Below are 18,436 nucleotides of genomic sequence, written 5' to 3' on the forward strand. Positions count from 1 at the left end.
GTGGGCAGCGTGCACGTTGTCCCGCCGCGGCGCTCCGCAGATGATGAGAGTCGGACCGGTCCGTGCGCTCCCCCGCCGTCGCGCGCGTCGGGGCCGGCCCGGGGCCGTCGCGCGGAAACCCGCTCCCGGCGCCCGTCCGGCGCTTAGCGTGGGACGAGGGGCGGCCTGCCGGAGGCGCCGGTGAGCGGAGGGAGAACGCGGTGACGGAGCCGGAGGAGGAGCAGGAGAAGACCCGCAAGACCGATCGGGTGCTGTTCTCGCCCGACGGCGACCCGCACCACACGCTCGCCGAGGCGCCCCAGCCGGACGAGCACCTGCCGCCCACGGTCACCCGCGACGGCCACACGGACGTCCTCGACGACGAGCAGTGAGCACACCGTCCCGCCCGGCCCGCCGGCCGCGCGGGACGTGCCGCGGTCGGACCGGCGGATCACCGTCACGCAGCCAGGACGTGTCGCGGTCAGACCGGCGGGATGCCGGAGCGGCCGATGTCCGACATGTCGTCGCCGATCTCGGTGCGGGTGCCGGCCACCGGCCCGGCGCCGGCCTCGGTGCGGTCCTCGACGCAGGCGTCGCCCAGACCGTGCATGAGCTCCCCCACCACGGCGAGCGCCGAGCCCTTGTCCGGGCAGGGCGCCCCGGTGGCGAGCAGCTGACCGTCGCCGCCGACGACGGTGAACCCCACACTGCCGTCGGCCTCGCTCTCGATGACGAACTTCACAGTGCTCCTCCCGCCCCGCTCAGCTCACGCCGTGCGTCTGCAACCACAGCTCCAGCAGGCCCAGTTGCCACAGCTTGTTGCTGCCGGCGGCGGCCTGGGCCCGGTCCGGCTCGGCCAGCAGCTCGTCGACGTACGCCCGGCGGAACAGCCCGCGCCGGCGCGCCTCGGGCGCACCCAGCGCCTCGACCACCAACTCTCGCACGGGACCGTCGACGTTGCGCAGCGCCGGCACCGGGAAGTAGCCCTTTGGCCGGTCGATGACCTCGGCCGGCAGCACCTCGCGGGCCACCTCCTTGAGCACGCCCTTGCCGCCCTGGGCCAGCTTGTGCTCCGGCGGGCACGCCGCGGCGAGCGTGACCAGGTCCTGGTCGAGGAAGGGCGTACGCACCTCCAGCCCCCACGCCATGCTCATGCTGTCCACCCGCTTGACCGGGTCGTCGGGCAGCATCAGGTGGGTGTCCAGGCGCAGCACGGCGTCCACGGCGGTCTGCGCGCCCGGCGCGGCCAGGTCGGCGGCGACCAGCTCGCCGCTGGCGTCACCGTCGCAGGCGTACGCCGGTTCGACCACCTCGGTCAGCTCGGCGTGGTCGCGGTCGAAGAACGCGGCGGTGAACTCGGCCGTCGCGTCGTCGCGGGCCGTGTCGGCCAGCCGGTGGTGGTAGCCGTAGCCGGCGAACACCTCGTCGGCGCCCTGGCCGGACTGCGCCACCTTCACGTGCCGGGCGACCTGCTCGGAGAGCAGGTGGAACGCCACCACGTCGTGGCTGCCCATCGGTTCGGTCATGGCCGCCACGGTGGCGCGTACGGCCGGGCCGAGGTCACCGTCGGCGAGCCGGATGCGGTGGTGGTCGGTGCCGAACGCGCGGGCCACCAGGTCGGAGTAGTGGAACTCGTCGCCGCTCTCGTCGCCGCGGCTGTCGAAACCGATGCTGAAGGTCTGGAGGTGGTGCTGTCCGGCACCGTCCAGCAGCGCCACGATCATGCTGGAGTCCAGGCCACCGGAGAGCAGCACCCCGACCGGCACGTCCGCGACCAGCCGGCGGCGTACGGCGGTGCGCAGCGCGTCGCCGACGGCGGCCCGCCAGTCGGCGGCGTCCATGCCCTCGTGGGCCGGGTCGCGCCGGTACTCGGGCCGCCAGTAGACGCGCTCGCGGCTGCGCCCGTCGGCCTCGACCACCCGGACGGTGGCCGGGGGCAGCTTGCGGATGCCGCGCAGGATCGTGCGCGGCGCCGGCACGATCGAGTGCCAGGACAGGTAGTGGTGCAGCGCGACCGGGTCGATGCCGGTGTCGACGTCACCGCCGGCCAGCAGCGCCGGCAGCGTGGAGGCGAAGCGGAGCCGGCCGGGCGACTCGGCGAGGTAGAGCGGCTTGATGCCGAGCCGGTCGCGGGCCAGCACGAGGCATCGCCGCCGCCGGTCCACCAGCGCCACCGCGAACATGCCGATCAGGTGGTCGACGAACCGCTCCCCCCACTGCGCGTACGCCACCAGGATCACCTCGGTGTCGCTGGTGCTGTGGAAGGTGTGCCCGGCCGCGCGCAGCTCGTCGCGCAGCTCCGGGTAGTTGTAGACGCAGCCGTTGAAGACCAGGGCCAGGCCGAGGTCGTCGCGCACCATCGGCTGGGCGCCGGCCTCGGACAGGTCGATCACTGTCAGCCGGCGGTGCCCGAGGGTGATCCAGCCGTCACTCCACGCGCCCTCACCGTCCGGGCCGCGGGAGCGCATGGCGGCGGTCATCCGGGTCACCGCGGCGGCGTCGGGGGTGGCCCCGTCGAATCTGGCCTCACCGCTGATCCCGCACATCTCAGCGTCCGCCGGTCGGTCGAGGAGCACCCACCATGCCAACCTCCCGCCACGTCGTCTCCCGGGCGGTCCGCCGGGTACGGCGACTACCCGGCCTGTGGCGAAGGAAACCCGGATGGGCTGTTGGCGAGCCGGGCACGGCGCGCCGTCGTACGGTGGCGGTACGGGCCATGTCCCCGGGCGGTCCGGCCACGGGACGTGGCCAGGATCAACGACGCCTGCCAGGAGGACGTGTGTTCGCCAATTCCGAGGAACTCCTGCGATACCTCACCGACGAGGACGTGAAGTTCGTCGACGTACGTTTCTGTGACCTGCCCGGCGTGATGCAGCACTTCAACCTGCCGGTCGAGTCGTTCGACGACAGCGTCTTCACCGACGGTCTCGCCTTCGACGGCTCGTCGATCCGTGGTTTCCAGTCGATCCACGAGTCGGACATGCTGCTGCTGCCGGACGTGGCGACCGCGTTCGTGGACCCGTTCCGCACGCAGAAGACCGTCGCGTTGAACTTCTTCGTCCATGACCCGTTCACCCGGGAGGCGTACTCCCGCGACCCGCGCAACGTGGCGAAGAAGGCCGAGGCGTACCTCGCGGCGAGCGGCATCGCCGACACCGCCTACTTCGGCGCCGAGGCGGAGTTCTACATCTTCGACTCGATCCGCCACGAGACCTCCGCGCACCAGTCGTTCTACTACATCGACTCGATCGAGGGCGCCTGGAACAGCGGCCGGATCGAGGAGGGCGGCAACCGCGGCTACAAGACCGCCTACAAGGGCGGCTACTTCCCGGTGCCGCCGGTGGACCACTACGCCGACCTGCGCGACAGCATGGTCCGCCGGATGGTGGACGCCGGTTTCACCGTGGAGCGTTCGCACCACGAGGTGGGCACCGGTGGGCAGTCCGAGATCAACTACAAGTTCTCGACGCTGCTGCACTCGGCCGACGAGCTCCAGCTCTTCAAGTACCTGATCAAGAACGAGGCGTGGGCGCACGGCAAGACCGCGACGTTCATGCCGAAGCCGCTGTTCGGTGACAACGGCTCCGGCATGCACACCCACCAGAGCCTCTGGCGCGGCGGCGAGCCGCTGTTCTACGACGAGACCGGCTACGCCGGCCTGTCCGACACCGCCCGCTGGTACATCGGCGGCCTGCTGCACCACGCCCCGTCGCTGCTGGCCTTCACCAACCCCACGGTGAACTCGTACCGTCGTCTGGTGCCGGGCTTCGAGGCGCCGGTCAACCTGGTCTACTCGCAGCGCAACCGCTCCGCCTGCACCCGCATCCCGGTCACCGGCAGCAACCCGAAGGCCAAGCGCGTCGAGTTCCGCGTGCCGGACCCGTCCAGCAACCCGTACCTGGCCTTCTCCGCCATGCTCATGGCCGGTCTCGACGGCATCAAGAACAAGATCGAGCCGCCGGCGCCGATCGACAAGGACCTGTACGACCTCCCGCCGGAGGAGTGGGGCGACGTCAAGCAGGTTCCGGGCTCGCTGCCCGAGGCGCTGGCGGCGCTCGAGGCCGACCACGACTACCTGCTCGACGGCGGCGTGTTCACCGACGACCTGATCTCCACCTGGATCGACTGGAAGAACGCCAACGAGGTCGACCCGGTCCGGCTCCGGCCCACTCCGCACGAGTTCGCGCTCTACTTCGACTGCTGAGCCGCACCGCCACCGCCCCCGCCACCCGCGGGGGCGGTGGTCGGCGGAAACGGCCTCGGGCCGGCCCTCGCCCTCGTACCGTCGAGACATGACTCCGCCTCACGTCGACCCGCCGACCGCTCCGTGCCGGTGGAGCCGTCGGTGAGGCCGCGGCCCACCACCACCGCCACCACCACCCCGCAGATCCCCACCGTCCTGACCCTCGGGGTGGAAGAGGAGTTCCTGCTGCTGGACCCGGCCACCGGCGAAAGCATGCCGGTCGCCGACCGGGTACGCGGCGCGCTCTCCGGCACCGCCCGTGAGCAGAGCCGGCAGGAGTTCCGGCACAGCATGGTCGAGATGGTGACGCCGGTCAGCCCGGATCTCGGAGAGCTGCGGGAGCACCTGGTCACGCTGCGCCGGGCGGCCGCGCGGGCGGCCGACGCGGCCGGGGCGCGGCTGGTCGCCGTCGGCGCCACCCCGGTCTGCGAGGCCCACCGCACGGTGCCCGACGAGCAGCGCTACCACGACATGTCCCGCCGGTTCGGCCCGGTGGCCCACGACCCGGCGGTCTGCGGCTGCCACGTCCACGTCGGCGTGCCGGACCGGGAACTCGCCGTGCAGGTCTGCAACCACCTGCGTCAGTGGCTGCCGGTGGTGCAGGCGCTCACCGCGAACTCGCCGCTGCACGACGGGCGGGACACCGGGCACGCGAGCTGGCGCTCGATGCAGCTGGAACGGTGGCCGAGCATCGGACCGACACCGCACTTCGACTCCGCCGCCGACTACGACGCCACGGTCGCGGACCTGATCACCGCCGGGATCATGCTCGACGCCGCGATGGTCTACTGGTACGCCCGCCCGTCCGCGTCGTACCCGACGGTGGAGGTCCGGGTCGGCGACGTGTGCCCCACCGTGGACGACACCGTGCTGGTCGCCGGGCTGGTCCGGGCGCTCGTGGCCACCCTGATCGAAGACGTCCGCGCCGGCGTACCCGCACCCCGCATCCGGGACTGCCTGGTCGCCGCCGCGCACTGGCGGGCAGCCCACGACGGCGTCGACGGCGAGCTCGTCGACCTGCGCACCGGACGGCCCCGGCCCGCCTGGGACCTCGTCGACGACCTGGTCGTCACCGTCACGCCCGCGCTGACCCGCCACGGCGACCTGGACCTGGTCCGGCGCGAGCTGGACCGGGTGCGCCGGGACGGCACCGGCGCCACCCGGCAACGTCAGGTCATGGCTGACACCGGCGGCGACATCCGCGTGGTGCTCGCGCACCTGGCCGCGCAGACCGTCTCGACGTGAGTCGATGACCTCCCCGGACCGGACCGGCGACCGGTCAGCGCAACCCGGCGAACAGGTCGTCCTCGGGGGTGGCGGCGCCGGTGGTGTCCCGCACCCGCACGAACGTCTCCATGCCCATCAGCTCGGTGAACCGCTCCTGCCCCAGGCGCAGGAAGAAGATGTTCTCCGCCTGGCTGGCGTGCGCGGCGAGCGAGGCGAACTTCTGCCCGCCGTAGCCGCTGGTGTCGACCCAGGTGGTGATCTCGTCGTCCGGCAGGCCCAGCGCCGGCATCTCGTCGGTCGCCTCCGGCTCGGGGAACTCCACCCCGATCTCCCGCATGATCGTGCCGAACTGCTGGAACGCGCTGCGCGGCACGGTGGTCCAGTAGACCTTGGCCGGGATGCCGGTCTGCTCGACGGCGGCCATCGTGATGCGGTGGGCCTGGATGTGGTCCGGGTGGCCGTAGAAGCCGTTCTCGTCGTAGGTGACCACGACGTCGGGGCGGTAGCGCCGGATCAGCTCGGCCAGCCGGTCGGCCGCCTCGGCCACCGGCGTGTTCCAGAACGCGCCGGGCGCGTCGTTCGTCGCCCAGCCCATCATCCCGGAGTCGCCGTAGTCGAGGGTCTCCAGGTGGGTGACCTTGAGCGCCTCGCAGCTCGCGGCCAGCTCGGCGCGGCGCATCTCGACCACGGCCTTCGGGTCGTGCCCGGGGTCGCCCGGCTTGATCCCGCCGGGGCCGTCGCCGCACCCCCCGTCGGTGCACGTCACGAGCACTGTGGTGACGCCCTCGGCCGCGTAGCGCGCCAGGACGCCGCCGGTGCTCGTCGCCTCGTCGTCGGGGTGCGCGTGCACCGCCATCAGGGTCAGGGATCGATCGGTCACCCCGTCACCATACGAGCATCGGCCGACGAACTAGCATTGCCCGGTCCGCAGACGGCGACGGAAGCGAGGCGCGATGGGTTGGCTCCAGCGGTTGCTCGGTGGCGGACGGGTCGAACTGGACCCCGCACGTCAGCAGGAGCTGCTGCGGGACGTCCGGCGGTCCTACGGGGCGCACGCCCGCCTCCGGTTCCCGGAGCAGGCCGACGCGATCACCCGGCTGCTGTCCGATGACGACGGTCTCGTGGTGGCCGCCGGGATCGTCTGCGAGGCCGCCGACCAGGCGCACGCCGACCTCCAGGGGCAGGCGCAGGAGGTGTTCCGGCGTACCGGGCGGCGGCTGCTGGTGCACCGCCGCAACTACCGGCCCCTGTGGAAGGAGGCCGGGCCCGCGCTGCGCTGGCCGCTCGGCGCGCTACCCAGCGGGCTGCACCCGTACGCGCAGGTCAGCGCCGCCGTGGCGGTGGTCGGCGGGCGGGCCGACCGGCTGGACCGGGTGACCGACCCGCAGCCGTTCGTGACGCGCCTGTTCGAGGTGCTCGACCTGACCACCGCAGGCTGGGAGTTCGGCCGGGTGCGTGTGGACACCGACAGCGCGACGCTTGTGGAGCGGCTGATGGGCACCGGCGCGCGGGTGCTCGCGACGATGGACGACCCGCCCCGGCTGCCGCCGGCCGTGCGGGAGATGATGCGCCGCAACCACCGCATCGCCGTGTACGACCCGGCCGGTCCCCGGGTGGTCGGCCAGCTGAACCTGGGTGCGCGACTGCGCGAGACGCTGCTGGCCTGACCGGCGGCACGCCCCGCCCCGGCCGGGTGGCCGCGGCGGGCCGCGCCTGTGCTCAGGTGGTCGTGCAGGTGAGGTTCGCCGGCGGGTTGTTGGTGCCGTTGACGGCACCGATGAAGCCGAACGTGGTGGAGCCGCCGGCCGGCAGCGAGCCGTTGTAGTCGACGTTGCGCACCGTCACGTCAGCGCCGTTCTGGGTGTGCGTGCCGCTCCAGATCTGGTTGATCACCTGCCCGTTCGGGAAGGTCCAGGACACCGTCCAGCCGCGGATCGCGGTGGCGCCGGCGGTCACCGTGACCTCGGCCTGGAAGCCGCCCGACCAGGAGCCGGTGATCGCGTACGTGGCACGTGCGCCGGACGGCGCCGGGGAACTGGTGGTGGGCGCGGGGCTCGGCGTCGTACTCGATGGGGGTGTGACGGTCGGGGTGGGCGACGGCGTCACGCCGGGCCGGGCGGCGCGGTAGGTGTGCCGGGCTCGGACGGCGAGCGCGACGACGTCGGACTCCGGCCGGGTGGTGGCGGGTGTGCTGCCGTCGGTGACGTCGGTGAGAGTGAAGGTGCCGGTGAACAGCCGGGACCGCAGGCGCAGCGTGCCGTCGCGGTCGGCGCGGACGGTGATCTCGTCGGCCTGGCCGCTGCTCCAGGTCAGCGCCACCGTGTAGCCGCCCCGGCCGCGCAGGCCCGCGACCTGCCCGGCGGGCCAGGCGCTGGGAAGCGCGGGCAGCAGGTGCAGTTCGCCGGTGTGGCTGTGCAGCAGCATCTCGGCGATGCCGGAGGTGGCGCCGAAGTTGCCGTCGATCTGGAACGGCGGGTGCAGGTCGAACATGTTCGGCGCGAGCCGGTCGGTGCGGACCAGGTCGCGCAGCAGCTTGTGGGCGCGGGCGCCGTCCTCCAGCCGCGCCCAGAAATTGATCTTCCAGGCGAGCGACCAGCCGGTCCCGTCGTCGCCGCGCAGCTCCAGCGTCCTGCGGGCGGCCTCGTACAGCGCCGGGGTGCCGCGCTTGGTGATCTGGTTGCTGGGGTGCAGCCCGTACAGGTGGGACACGTGCCGGTGGGTGCGCTCGGTCTCGACCCAGTCGGCGAGCCACTCCTGCACGTTGCCCCGGGAGCCGACGCGGCTCGGCGGCAGCCGGTCCTTTGCCGTACGCACCTGGGTCCGGAAGGTGGTGTCGACGCCGAGCACCTCGCCGGCCCGGGCCGCGGCGTCGAACAGGTCGCGCAGGATCTGGTTGTCCATCGTCGGGCCGGCGCAGACGCTGGCGTTGGCATGGTGCGCCAGTTCCGGCGAGTTCGACGGGTTCGTCACCAGGTAGCCGAGCGTCGGGTGGGCGACCAGGGTGTCGAGGAAGAACTGGGCGGCGCCCTTGAGGGCCGGATAGTGGGCCTGGAGGAATCCGCTGTCGCCGGTGAACAGGTAGTGGTCCCAGATGAGCGTGCTCAGCCAGGCCCCGCCGGTCTGCCACATGCCCCAGAACGCGCCGTCCACGACCGACGCGCCCCGCCAGGCGTCGGTGTTGTGGTGGGTGACCCAGCCGCCGGCGCCGTACTGCGCCTGGGCGACCCGCGCGCCGGTCACGGTGAGGTCCTTGACCATGTCGAAGACCGGCAGGAAGCACTCGGACAGGTTCGTGGTGTCGGCCGGCCAGTAGTTCATCGGCAGGTTGGCGTTGACCGTGTACTTCGAGTCCCAGGACGGCGTCAGCGAGTCGTTCCAGATGCCCTGGAGGTTCGCCGGCTGGGTGCCCGGCCGCGACGACGAGATCAGCAGGTACCGCCCGAACTGGAACAGCAGCGCGGCGAACTGCGGGTCGTTCGTGCTCGCGTGCTGCGCGATCCGTACGTCGGTGGGCTGGTCGGCGGCGGCGGTACGGCCCAGGTCGATGGTGACCCGGTTGAACAGCGCCTGGTAGTCGGCGCGGTGGCGGGTGCGGAGCTGGTCGACGCCCACGCCCTTGGCGGCGTTCAGCCGGTTGCGGGCGATGCCCTGGTAGTCGCCGTTGACGGTGCGGTAGTCGACGTAGCTGGTGCCGATCGAGATCAGGACCGTCACGCTTGTCGCGCCGGACACCCGCAGCGTGCCGCCGGAGCTGCTGACCGTGCCGCCGGTGACGGCGGCGTTGGCCAGCGCGAGGAACCGCACCGAGCCGTTGACGCCCTCCATCGACCCCGAGATGCCGTCGAGCGCGATGGTCGCGCCGTCCGGGCTGGACACGGTGGTCCGCTGCGGGCTGTCGAAGGCGGCGGAGAACGTGATCGCGTTGGCCCGGTCGGCGGTCAGCCGGAGCACCATCACCTGGTCGGGGGCGCTGGCGAAGACCTCCCGCTGGTGCCGTACGCCGTTCAGCACGTACGTGGTGGTGACGGTGGCGGTGGTGAGGTCGAGCGTCCGGTTGTACTGCGTCGCCCCGCTCGCCGAACCGAAGGTGAGCCGGAGGTCGCCGACGGTCTGGTAGGCGAGCTGACCACCAGGGCTGCCCATCATGGTCTGGTTGATCAGATCCTGGGCGGAGGTCCACTGGTCGGCGAAGACACGACGCCGGATCTCGGCCAGGTTGGCCGCGCCCCTGGTGTTCGCCGAGTCGTACGGGCCGCCGGCCCAGACGGTGTCCTCGTTGAGCTGGAGCCGTTCGGTGTCGACGTTGCCGAACACCATCGCGCCGAGCCGCCCGTTGCCGATCGGCAGGGCGCGCAGCCAGTCGGTGCCGGCCGGTTCGTCGTACCAGAGTGCCAGGTCGTTCGCGGCCAGCACCTGCGCGGGCGCCGCCGACCCGGCGCGTGCGGCGACGCTCCAGGCGGCCGGCACCAGCGCGGCACCGGCGCCCGCCGCCGTGGCCTTGATGACGTTTCGTCGTGTCACTTCGGACATGGTTTCTCCCAACCGCGCGGATCAGTGGGCGGGGCCCGGGTGGGCGACGGTGCTGTTATCGCTAACAGCCATCGCTCGCACACCCGGGCGCCGCATTCCTGCCACTACGCGCCCAGGGCTCCCGACCGGGCGACACATCAGCCAACATGGACTCTCATGGATGAAGTGACACCGCGTCAAGAGGTGTTACCGCTAACAGGCTCGATCCGTGTTTCACTCGCCGGGCCGAGCGGGGCGCGGGGGCGGCCGGCCGGCCCACCCGGGCCACGTGCACGATCCGCTCCGGCGCCACGTCCAGCAGCGCGCCGAGCGCGTCCCGGGTGGCTGCGACGTCGACGAGCTGACTGAGCGGGTGGGCGGCCAGCCCGGCCGTGTGCAGCGTCAGCCACATCCGCATGAGCACGCGTCCGAACTCGACCTGCCCGGCCGCGTCCAGACCGGGCGGCGCCACGAGCGCCAGCACCCCGCCGCCCTGCGCCAGCGGGTCACCGCCCGCGGCGGCGAGCAGCCGGGGCAGCCCCAGCGGGTGCAACGCCGGGTACGCCGCGAGCGCCGCCCGCAGCCCGGTGGCCGTAGCCCGGCCCAGCCCGAGGCACCTGTCACTGAGCCCGTCGGCCCGGTAGCGCGGGCCCGACCGGTCCAGGCGCAGCCAGCGGCGCAGCTCCGCGACCACCGCCGGGTCGGCGTACACCTGCCGGTCGGCAGTGCGCAGCAGCGCGCGCAGCCGCCCGGCCGCCGGCACCGCGCGGACCGCGCCACCGGCCCGGCGGGCGACCGCGTCCACGGCCGCGACCACGTCGGCGTCCGGGCCGCCGGTGAACCGGCCCCGGTGGGTACGCCGGTCCCACACGTCGGCGGTGCGGAACGGCGTCCGGTACGGCTGCCGTGCCGGACGCAGCCGCCCCACCCGCCGGTCGGACTCGTCGTGGTCGGCGGCCCAGTCCAGCCGCAGCCCCGCGTCGGCGGCGACGATCAGGCAGGTCTCCACGAACGCGCCGAGCGACAGCCGCAGATCCCGCCCGGTCGGGTCGCCCGCGGGCAGCGCGTCGGCCGGATCCCAGCCGACGGTGATCGCCCAGCGCTCGTAGCGCAGCCGCCACGGCTGGGTGTTGTGTGCGCTCGGCGCCCGCCAGCACAGCGGCTCCAGCGCGTGGAACGCGGCGAGGTCCATGCTCACCGCTCCCTGGCGTAGAACGTGTAGCCGTGCAGCGGGCGTCCGCCGAGGTGTCGGTACTGGGCCGCCGACGCCGGGTTGTCCCGCCCGACGTACGTGCTGCGCAGCGCCGTGTAGCCGCCGTCGTGCAGGTTGCGGTGCAGGTGCGCGGAGAGCAACCGCTGGTAGCCGCGCCCCTGGAACTCCGGCACCACGCCCTTGACGATCAGCACCGCCTCCCGGCGGTACCGGCGCCGGGAGGCCAGCAGCCGCAGCTGGCTGACCGGGTTCAGGTCACCGCGCACCGCGACCAGGAAGTCGCTGATGTCCGGCACGCAGAGCACGAACGCCACCGGCCGCCCGTCGCGGGTCAGGTAGAGCAGCAGGGACTCGTCCAGCAGGTACGCCAGCCCGTCGGTCTGCCGCCGCAACTGGGCCGCCGAGATCGGCGTGTAGTAGCCGAGCTGGGCGAAGGAGTCGTTGAGCATCCCGCGCAGCAGGTCGAGCTGCGCGTCGAGCCGCCTGGTGCTCCCCCGGTGCAGCTCCAGCCGCGCGCCGTCGGGCTGCACGCCGAGCGCGGGCGGCGCCCCGGCCGGCGGCGGCACCGGGCAGATCCAGGTGTCGGAGACGAACCGCCCGGTGAACCCGCTCTCCTCGTACGCGTCCGGGTAGTACGGCGGGTTCCACGCGCTGTCCACGAAACCCCGGTCGGCGTACCCGGAGGTGATCACGCCACCGGCCTGGTTGGGCAGCAGCGCCACCGGCCCGAACAGCAGGTCCCGGCCGGGCGTCGCGTGCGCGGCGATCGCGTCGAACAGCGGCCGGGCGGCCGGCGCGGTGAACTCGGTGAGCCCGAACAGCTGGCAGCGGCGGCCCAGCTTGGCGTCGAGGTCCGCGTCGGTGTGCAGCGTGGTCCGCCCGGCCACGACGCCGGTGGCGTCGCGCAGCACGTACATCGGTACGCCGTCGCGCCACCAGCGGCGGATCTGCTGCCGGGGCGTCGGCACGTACCGGGGTTCGTCGGCGTACAGCCGGTCGGTGAGGGTGAGGAAGTCGCGCAGGCCGCGCCGGCCGGTCACGCGCTCGAACCGGTGGCCGGTCACCGGCGCACCGCCGGTCCGGTCGTCTCCGCGCCCAGCGGCGTGAACCGCTCGATGTGGCCCATCGCGCCGTCCTCGGCCCGCCACGCGCCGTTGGAGTAGCCGTCCGGGGAGGCGGTGTAGAGCCGGATGAACCCGGCGGTGGCGTTGCGGTCGCCGTCGGTCAGCCACATCATCAGCTTGCGGTGGTGCCGCGTGCGGGCGAAGCGCAGCAGCGCGTCCCGGTCGGTGAAGAACGCGATGGTGCCGAGCGTCAGGGGGAACTGCCAGTAGACGGTGTGCCAGCAGTAGCCGGACATCCGGCGCATGTCGCGCACCATCCGGATCCAGTCGGGGGCCAGGCGCAGCAGCACCAGCGGGTTCGCGTACCGGGTGCCGCCGATGAACATGGCACCGGCGCGGGCCTGGGCCGGGGCGCGGGAGAAGTCACGGGTACGCATCGTTCACCTCACCAGGTAGACGTTCTTGATCTTCTGCATGTCGGCGAACGGGCCGCCGTCCGGTTCGTGCAGCTCGACCCGCAGGTCGCCGGCGGTCGGGTCCTCCACCAGGGACTGCGCGAAGTCCCGCGACACCGAGGTCAGGTGCGCGCGTACCCCGTCGCGGCACGCGTCGGCGAGCGCCGCGCGGACCGCGGTGTCCAGCGGGCGGCGCAGCTCGACGTGGATCACCGGCCGGGTCTCCAGCGCCGCGTCCTCGTGCAGTGTGAGACAGAACCTGTTGATCTCGGCGGCGTACGGGTTGCCGGTGTAGAGGCCGTACTCGACGTCCTGGGGGTAGAGGTTCGCACCCAGGTAGGACACGGTGGAGTCGCTGCGGCCGAACAACAGCAGCAGCGGCAGCGTCATCCGCTCCTCGGCCACCGCGGTACGGAACTCGGCGCGGCGTACCGGGTCGGCGTGCGCCAGCTCGACGATCCGCCGGTACGGCACGAGCCGCGCCTCGTCGCCCACGTTGTAGCGCAGCCGGGGCTGGAGCACGTGCGGGCTCGTCACGGTGCAGAGCAGTTCCCGCCGCTCGTTGGTCTCCAGATAGGTGGCGAACGGGTTGTACTGGAACACCATCGGCAGCCGCTGCTCGCCGCGGCCGAGCAGTTCCGCGCGCAGTCCCGCGTCGGTGCGCAGGCGCCGCCGCAGCCACACCGTGAACCGGGTCTCCGCGCCGATGCCGATGGTCAGGTCCGACGCCCCGTACGCCGACCGCACCCGCACGAACCGCTGTTCCAGGTAGTCGCGCAGCGCCTCGGTCATCCCCTCGCCGCCGCAACTGGCGAAGATCCGGTACCGCGACCAGGGGAAGTCCTCGGCGTCGAGCCGGTCCCGCAGGTGCTTGAGGAACGGCGGGTAGGCGGTCACCAGGTAGTCGTGGCCGGGACCGAACTCGCGCAGCGTGTCGACGATCTTCCCGAGGTCCGGGCCGGTGTTCTTCACGGTGGCGATCCGGGCCATCGCCGCGCCGGTGGTGGTGCCGGTCGCCCAGGCGCCCATCGAGTACGCGTTGATGACGAACGGCCGGCGCATCGGGAAGGCCAGTCCGGTGTACCCGGCGATGTCGCGGTGCACCGCCCGCAGCTCCCGCTCGCCGCGCGGCCAGTTGAACGGGCGCCCGGACGAACCGGCCGACTCGTCGACCACCACGCCCCGCTCCGGCATCCGCCCGTCCCGGCAGCGGGCGAAGGCGCCGTACGCCATGACGTACCCACGCTTGTCGGTCTCCGGGAAGTCCCGCAGCCGGCGGCGCAGGCTGCCCGGACGGGCCCGCAGGAACGCCTGGTAGGCGGGCACCCGCCGGGCGGCGCGCACGCAGGTCGATCGCGCGTTCGCGGCGGCGAGCCGGTCGAGGACCGGGTGGTGGCGCCGGGCCAGCCAGCGCCAGCCGGCCGGGTGGTGGGCGACGAGCCGGGCCAGCGCGGCGACCGCGCGGCCGGCCGGGGCCAGCGCGGCCTCGGCGGGCAGCGGCGTGTCGACGGTACGTGCAGCGGCGTGTCGGTGCAGCGTCTCGGCCATGACAAGGATCCTGTCGACGCCGCCGCGCCCGCACATGAGCGACGAGACGGTACTGCGCTGAGTACCCGTACCCAGTGGAAGACCACCCGGCCCGGCCACGCTCAGTCACCATGGCGACACTCGTCTGGTGTGTCGTGCCTGGTCCGGTGACACTTCGCCCATGACAGAGGGCAAGCGTGAGCGCGCGAACGAGCGCTTCGAGAAGGTGGCCGAGGAGACCTCGGAGACCGTGACCCACGCGGCCACGGTGCTGGAGGAGGAACTCGCGGCGGGGCTGGCCGGCGCCCGGCGGCTCGAGGAGAAGCTGACCGAGAGCCGGCGCGTGGACCCGGAGGCGTTCGACGAACTCGTCGCCCGGGTCCGCACCGACGGGCACGCCCTGATCGACACCGTGGTCGGGCAACTGAAGATGGCCGACGACCAGCGCGGTGAGGTGATCCGGCGGTACACGTCGGACGCGCACGACGCGCTGGACACCGTACTCAATCTGGCGCGGCTGGCCCCCGAGGTCGCCAACGGGCTCGCGGACCGGCTGGCGTCGCCGGCCCCGAAGCGGCCGGCGGACCGGTAGCGGCGCGATGGCGCCGACCGCCGGGGTGGCCGGCGGGCACGTGGAACGGATGCTGGAGCGCTATCGTGGGCTCGCCCTCGGCGCGCTGCTCGACGACGTGCCCGACGGCGGCCCGCGATACCTCTACGACCTCGTCGCGGAGTACCCCCGGCGGTGGGGCAAGGGGCTGCGCGCCGCGCTGTGCCTTGCGACGTGCCGGGCGTTCGGCGGCGGCGACGCGGTGGGCCTCAACGCCGCAGTGACGGTGGAGTTGTTCCACAACGCCTTCCTCATCCACGACGACATCCAGGACGAAAGCGAGCAGCGGCGCGGCGGGCGGACCCTGCACGCCGAGTACGGCGTCGGTGTCGCGCTGAACGTCGGCAACATGACGAACCTGCTGGCGTTGCGGCGGCTGGCCGCGAACCGGGCGGCGCTCGGCTCCGGGATCGCGTGGCGGCTGTTCACCGAGACCGAGCTGATGATGCGCCACTCGCTGGAGGGGCAGGCCATCGAGATCGGCTGGATCCGCGACAACGTGTGCGACCTCGACGCCGACGACTACTACCGGATGTGCCTGAAGAAGACCTCCTGGTACACGTGCATCTACCCGTGCCGCACCGGCATCCTCGTGGCGACCGGCCGGGAGAACGCCGTCGACGTGCTGGACCGGTACGGCTGGTACCTGGGCGCGGCGTTCCAGATCCAGGACGACGCGCTCAACCTGACCGGCGACTACGCCCGGTACGGCAAGGAGATCGCCGGTGACCTGTGGGAGGGCAAGCGCACGCTGATCCTGATCGACTTCATGCGGCGGTGCACGTCCGAGGAACGCGAACGGCTCGTGCGGCTGCTGAGCCGGACCCGCGCGGAGCGCACCGACGCCGAGGTGCGCTGGCTGCACGGGCGGCTGCTCGCGTACGACTGCGTGGAGTCGGCGCGGCGCAGCGCCCGGGATCTCGCGCTGGCCGCCCGGCGGGAGGGTGAGCGGGCGCTGGGCGACGCCGCCGACACCGAGGACGGCCGGTTCCTGCTGGAGCTGACCGACTACGTGGTGGATCGGGCCCGTTAGCCGCCCAGGATCCCGCGCAGCCAGGTGAGCTGTTCACGCTGATGCCCGGCTTCGCCGCCCTCGTGGTCGTTGAACTCGTACACCCGCACGTCCTTGTCGCCGCCGTAGCGGTGGTAGGCGGCGAAGCAGGTGGACGGCGGGCAGACCTGGTCGCGCAGCGAGATCGAGAACAGCGCGGGCGCTGTGGCGCGCGGCGCGAGCACTGCGGCGTCCAGGTAGGACAGCGTGCGGAACACCTGGTCGGCGCGGTCGCGGTGCAGCGCGAGGTACTCGACGACCTCGGCGTACGGGCTGTCCGGGCCGGCGACGCGCACGCCCCGGCGGATGTCGCACAGGAACGGCACGTCCGGCATGACCGCGACGACGTCCGGGCACAGCGCGCCGGCGGCCAGGGCGAGGCCGCCGCCCTGGCTGAAGCCGGTCACCGCCACCCGGTCCGGGTCGACGGCCGGGTGCCGCCGGGCGGCCTCGGCGAAGCGGACCGCGTCGGTGATGAGCCGCCGGTAGTAGTGGTCGGCCGGGTCGGCGACGCCCCGGGTGAGGAAGCCGGGCACGGTGCCGGCCGGGTACGGGTGCGGGTCGGGCGTGCCGCCGGTGGCGGCACTCCAGCCCTGGCCCCGGCTGTCCATGATCAGGTGCGCGAAGCCCGCCGCCGCCCAGAACAGCTTCTCGTGCGGCAGGCCGCGGCCCCGGCCGTAGCCGAGGTATTCGACCACGCAGGGCAGCGGCCCGTCGGCACCGGCCGGCAGGTGCAGCCATCCGCGCACCGGCTCGCCGCCGAAGCCGGGGATCGTGGCGGCGTACGTCCGGATCTGGGTCAGCCCGGTGTCGACCGGCTCGTAGACCGCCGCCTCCGGATCGCCGCCGCCGTCGAGCGTGCGCGCCCAGAACGCGTCCAGGTCCGCCGGCACGTGAAGCTCCGGCCGGTACGCCAGACAGCCGGCCAGGTCGAGGTCGGTCAGCGGCACGACGCGGCCTCCCGTACGGCGGAGGCGAACCAGCCGGTGATCGTGCTCGGATGGGTGATGGCGGTGCCGACCACCACCGTCCACGCGCCCGCCCGCAGCGCCTGCGCGGCCTGCTCCGGCGTGTGGATGCGTCCCTCGGCGACCACCGGGACGTCGACCGCGGCGGCGAGCCGGGCGACCAGGTCCAGGTCCGGCCCGTCGCCCTTCGTGGTGTACGCGGTGTACCCGGCGAGCGTGGTGCCGACCAGGTCGGCGCCCGCTGCGGCGGCGGCGATGCCCTCGTCCAGCGTGGAGCAGTCGGCCATCACGAGCGCGCCGGTGCGCTCGTGCACGGCGGCGATCGTCTCGGCGAGCGTACGGCCGTCGGGCCGGGGCCGGTACGTGCCGTCGAGCGCGACGACGTGCGCCCCGGCGTCGGCGACGGCGAGCGCGTGTTCGAGGGTAGGGGTGATGAAGACGTCGTCGTCGCCGTCCTTCCAGAGCCCGATCAGCGGCAGGTCCACCGCTGCACGGATGGCGGCGATGTCCGCCAGTCCCTGGGCGCGGATGCCGGCGGCGCCGCCGCGTGCGGTGGCGAGTGCGACCCGGCGCATGGTGTCCGGGTCGCGCATCGGCTCCCCCGGATACGCCTGGCAGGAGACCACCAGGCGGTCACGGAGCTGGTCGACGAGCGTGTTCATGAGACCTTCCAGGCGAGCGAGGCGGCGCCGAGCAGCGGCGCGTCGGGGCCGAGGGTGGAGGCGAGCACCGGCACACCGGCCAGGGCGGGCAGCGTCTCGGCGGGCACCGCGTCGCGCAGCGCCCGCCACCACGGCTCACCGAGGCCGGTGACGCCGCCGCCGATCACCACGGCGGCGGGGTCGAGCACGTTGACCAGGCCGCCGACGGCGGAACCGACAGCCGCGCCGCCGAGCCGGACGACCTCCCGGGCCGTCTCGTCGCCGCCTACCGCGAGCGCGGCGACGCCCCGCAGGTCGGCCACCGGCCGGCCGGTACGCCGGGCGTACTCGGCGGTGAGCGCGGGCCCGGCGGCGATCGCCTCCAGGTGCCCGCGCCCGCCGCACGTGCAGGCAAGCGTTCCGGCGTACGGCGACGGCTGGTGCCCGGCGTGCCCGGCGGCGCTGTGCGCTCCGGTGAGCACTGTGTCGCCGAGGACGAACGACGCCCCGACACCGGTGCCGACGGCGACGTAGAGCACCGTGCCGTACCCGGCCGCGACGCCGTGACGCGCCTCGCCCAGCGCGTGGGCGTGCACGTCGTTGATCACCGTGACCGGCACGTCCAGACGCCGGCGCAGGTCGCCGCGCAGGTCCGTGCCGGTCCACCCGGTCAGCACGTCGGTGGCGGACAGCACCAGGCCGGAGCCGCTGTCGATGACTCCGGCGCTGCCGACGCCGAGCGCCCGTACGACACCCGGCGCGTCCGCCCGCAGCTTCTCCACCAGACCGGCGGCGGTGTCGAGCACCGCGGCGGCACCGGAGCGGCCAGGTGTCGGCGCGGTGCGCCGGCCGACGACCTCTCCGGCGGCGGTGACCAGGGCGGCTGTGGTCTTGGTGCCGCCGATGTCGAGCGCGGCGACCAGACCGGTCGTGCTCACCTCGGGCATGG

The 18,436-nt window shown here is 73.3% G+C and carries 17 protein-coding genes; 6 read left to right on the forward strand and 11 right to left on the reverse strand.

All coding sequences use genetic code 11. The annotated features are described in order from the left end of the window. Positions 1–200 precede the first annotated feature (200 nt). Positions 201–371, forward strand: a complete 171-nt coding sequence (locus tag ACPCK6_RS13480; RefSeq protein WP_013285860.1) for a hypothetical protein — start codon at positions 201–203, stop codon at positions 369–371. An 89-nt stretch (positions 372–460) separates the two neighbouring features. Here ACPCK6_RS13480 and ACPCK6_RS13485 read toward each other — a convergent pair whose 3' ends face one another. Together ACPCK6_RS13485 and ACPCK6_RS13490 are read right to left on the reverse strand one after the other, a co-directional pair. After that, positions 461–721 carry a YegP family protein gene (locus ACPCK6_RS13485; RefSeq protein WP_135239679.1) on the reverse strand — a complete coding sequence of 87 codons (261 nt, stop codon included), beginning with the start codon at positions 719–721 and terminating at the stop codon, positions 461–463. 19 nt (positions 722–740) lie between these two features. After that, complete coding sequence (locus ACPCK6_RS13490; RefSeq protein ID WP_396881683.1) at positions 741–2,525, reverse strand: N-acetylglutaminylglutamine amidotransferase; 1,785 nt, start codon at positions 2,523–2,525, stop codon at positions 741–743. 233 nt (positions 2,526–2,758) lie between these two features. Between ACPCK6_RS13490 and glnA the strand changes: the two genes are divergently transcribed. Together glnA and ACPCK6_RS13500 are read left to right on the forward strand one after the other, a co-directional pair. Beyond that, complete coding sequence (gene glnA / locus ACPCK6_RS13495) at positions 2,759–4,183, forward strand: type I glutamate--ammonia ligase (protein WP_423481271.1); 1,425 nt, start codon at positions 2,759–2,761, stop codon at positions 4,181–4,183. A 141-nt stretch (positions 4,184–4,324) separates the two neighbouring features. Continuing rightward, entirely contained in the window at positions 4,325–5,467 is a 1,143-nt protein-coding gene (locus ACPCK6_RS13500) for a carboxylate-amine ligase (protein WP_396881503.1), read from the forward strand. 34 nt (positions 5,468–5,501) lie between these two features. Here ACPCK6_RS13500 and ACPCK6_RS13505 read toward each other — a convergent pair whose 3' ends face one another. Further along, positions 5,502–6,329 (reverse strand): PIG-L family deacetylase, encoded by an 828-nt coding sequence (locus tag ACPCK6_RS13505; RefSeq protein ID WP_396881502.1) that lies wholly within the window; start codon positions 6,327–6,329, stop codon positions 5,502–5,504. Positions 6,330–6,402: 73 nt separating this feature from the next. On the opposite strand from ACPCK6_RS13505, the gene ACPCK6_RS13510 reads away from it, so the two are divergent. Continuing rightward, positions 6,403–7,116, forward strand: a complete 714-nt coding sequence (locus tag ACPCK6_RS13510) for a hypothetical protein (RefSeq protein ID WP_423481272.1) — start codon at positions 6,403–6,405, stop codon at positions 7,114–7,116. Positions 7,117–7,168: 52 nt separating this feature from the next. On the opposite strand, the gene ACPCK6_RS13515 is transcribed toward ACPCK6_RS13510, so the two are convergent. The 5 genes from ACPCK6_RS13515 to ACPCK6_RS13535 form a co-directional block, all read right to left on the reverse strand. After that, entirely contained in the window at positions 7,169–9,979 is a 2,811-nt protein-coding gene (locus ACPCK6_RS13515) for a glycosyl hydrolase family 95 catalytic domain-containing protein (protein WP_423481273.1), read from the reverse strand. A gap of 154 nt (positions 9,980–10,133) precedes the next feature. Continuing rightward, positions 10,134–11,150 carry a nitroreductase family protein gene (locus ACPCK6_RS13520; protein ID WP_423481274.1) on the reverse strand — a complete coding sequence of 339 codons (1,017 nt, stop codon included), beginning with the start codon at positions 11,148–11,150 and terminating at the stop codon, positions 10,134–10,136. A 2-nt stretch (positions 11,151–11,152) separates the two neighbouring features. After that, positions 11,153–12,235 (reverse strand): GNAT family N-acetyltransferase, encoded by a 1,083-nt coding sequence (locus ACPCK6_RS13525; protein WP_423481275.1) that lies wholly within the window; start codon positions 12,233–12,235, stop codon positions 11,153–11,155. Further along, entirely contained in the window at positions 12,232–12,672 is a 441-nt protein-coding gene (locus tag ACPCK6_RS13530) for a hypothetical protein (RefSeq protein WP_013285846.1), read from the reverse strand. The genes ACPCK6_RS13525 and ACPCK6_RS13530 overlap by 4 nt, the downstream gene beginning before the upstream one ends. A gap of 3 nt (positions 12,673–12,675) precedes the next feature. Continuing rightward, positions 12,676–14,238 (reverse strand): phenylacetate--CoA ligase family protein, encoded by a 1,563-nt coding sequence (locus tag ACPCK6_RS13535; protein ID WP_423481276.1) that lies wholly within the window; start codon positions 14,236–14,238, stop codon positions 12,676–12,678. A 160-nt stretch (positions 14,239–14,398) separates the two neighbouring features. On the opposite strand from ACPCK6_RS13535, the gene ACPCK6_RS13540 reads away from it, so the two are divergent. Then, positions 14,399–14,809, forward strand: a complete 411-nt coding sequence (locus tag ACPCK6_RS13540; protein WP_318333709.1) for a hypothetical protein — start codon at positions 14,399–14,401, stop codon at positions 14,807–14,809. A 7-nt stretch (positions 14,810–14,816) separates the two neighbouring features. Further along, entirely contained in the window at positions 14,817–15,860 is a 1,044-nt protein-coding gene (locus ACPCK6_RS13545; RefSeq protein ID WP_423481277.1) for a polyprenyl synthetase family protein, read from the forward strand. Here the strand turns inward: ACPCK6_RS13545 and ACPCK6_RS13550 are convergent. From ACPCK6_RS13550 to ACPCK6_RS13560, 3 genes are read right to left on the reverse strand one after another with little or no spacing between them, the layout of a single operon-like run. Beyond that, positions 15,857–16,828 (reverse strand): acetylxylan esterase, encoded by a 972-nt coding sequence (locus ACPCK6_RS13550; protein ID WP_423481278.1) that lies wholly within the window; start codon positions 16,826–16,828, stop codon positions 15,857–15,859. The genes ACPCK6_RS13545 and ACPCK6_RS13550 overlap by 4 nt on opposite strands. Beyond that, positions 16,819–17,508: an N-acetylmannosamine-6-phosphate 2-epimerase gene (locus ACPCK6_RS13555; protein ID WP_396881493.1), complete on the reverse strand. Its 690-nt coding sequence runs from the start codon at positions 17,506–17,508 to the stop codon at positions 16,819–16,821. The genes ACPCK6_RS13550 and ACPCK6_RS13555 overlap by 10 nt, the downstream gene beginning before the upstream one ends. Then, entirely contained in the window at positions 17,505–18,434 is a 930-nt protein-coding gene (locus tag ACPCK6_RS13560) for an ROK family protein (protein WP_423481279.1), read from the reverse strand. The genes ACPCK6_RS13555 and ACPCK6_RS13560 overlap by 4 nt, the downstream gene beginning before the upstream one ends. Positions 18,435–18,436: the final 2 nt, after the last annotated feature.

The organism is Micromonospora sp. AB353, from assembly GCF_049538395.1.
GTDB classification, from domain to species: Bacteria; Actinomycetota; Actinomycetes; order Mycobacteriales; family Micromonosporaceae; genus Micromonospora; species Micromonospora aurantiaca.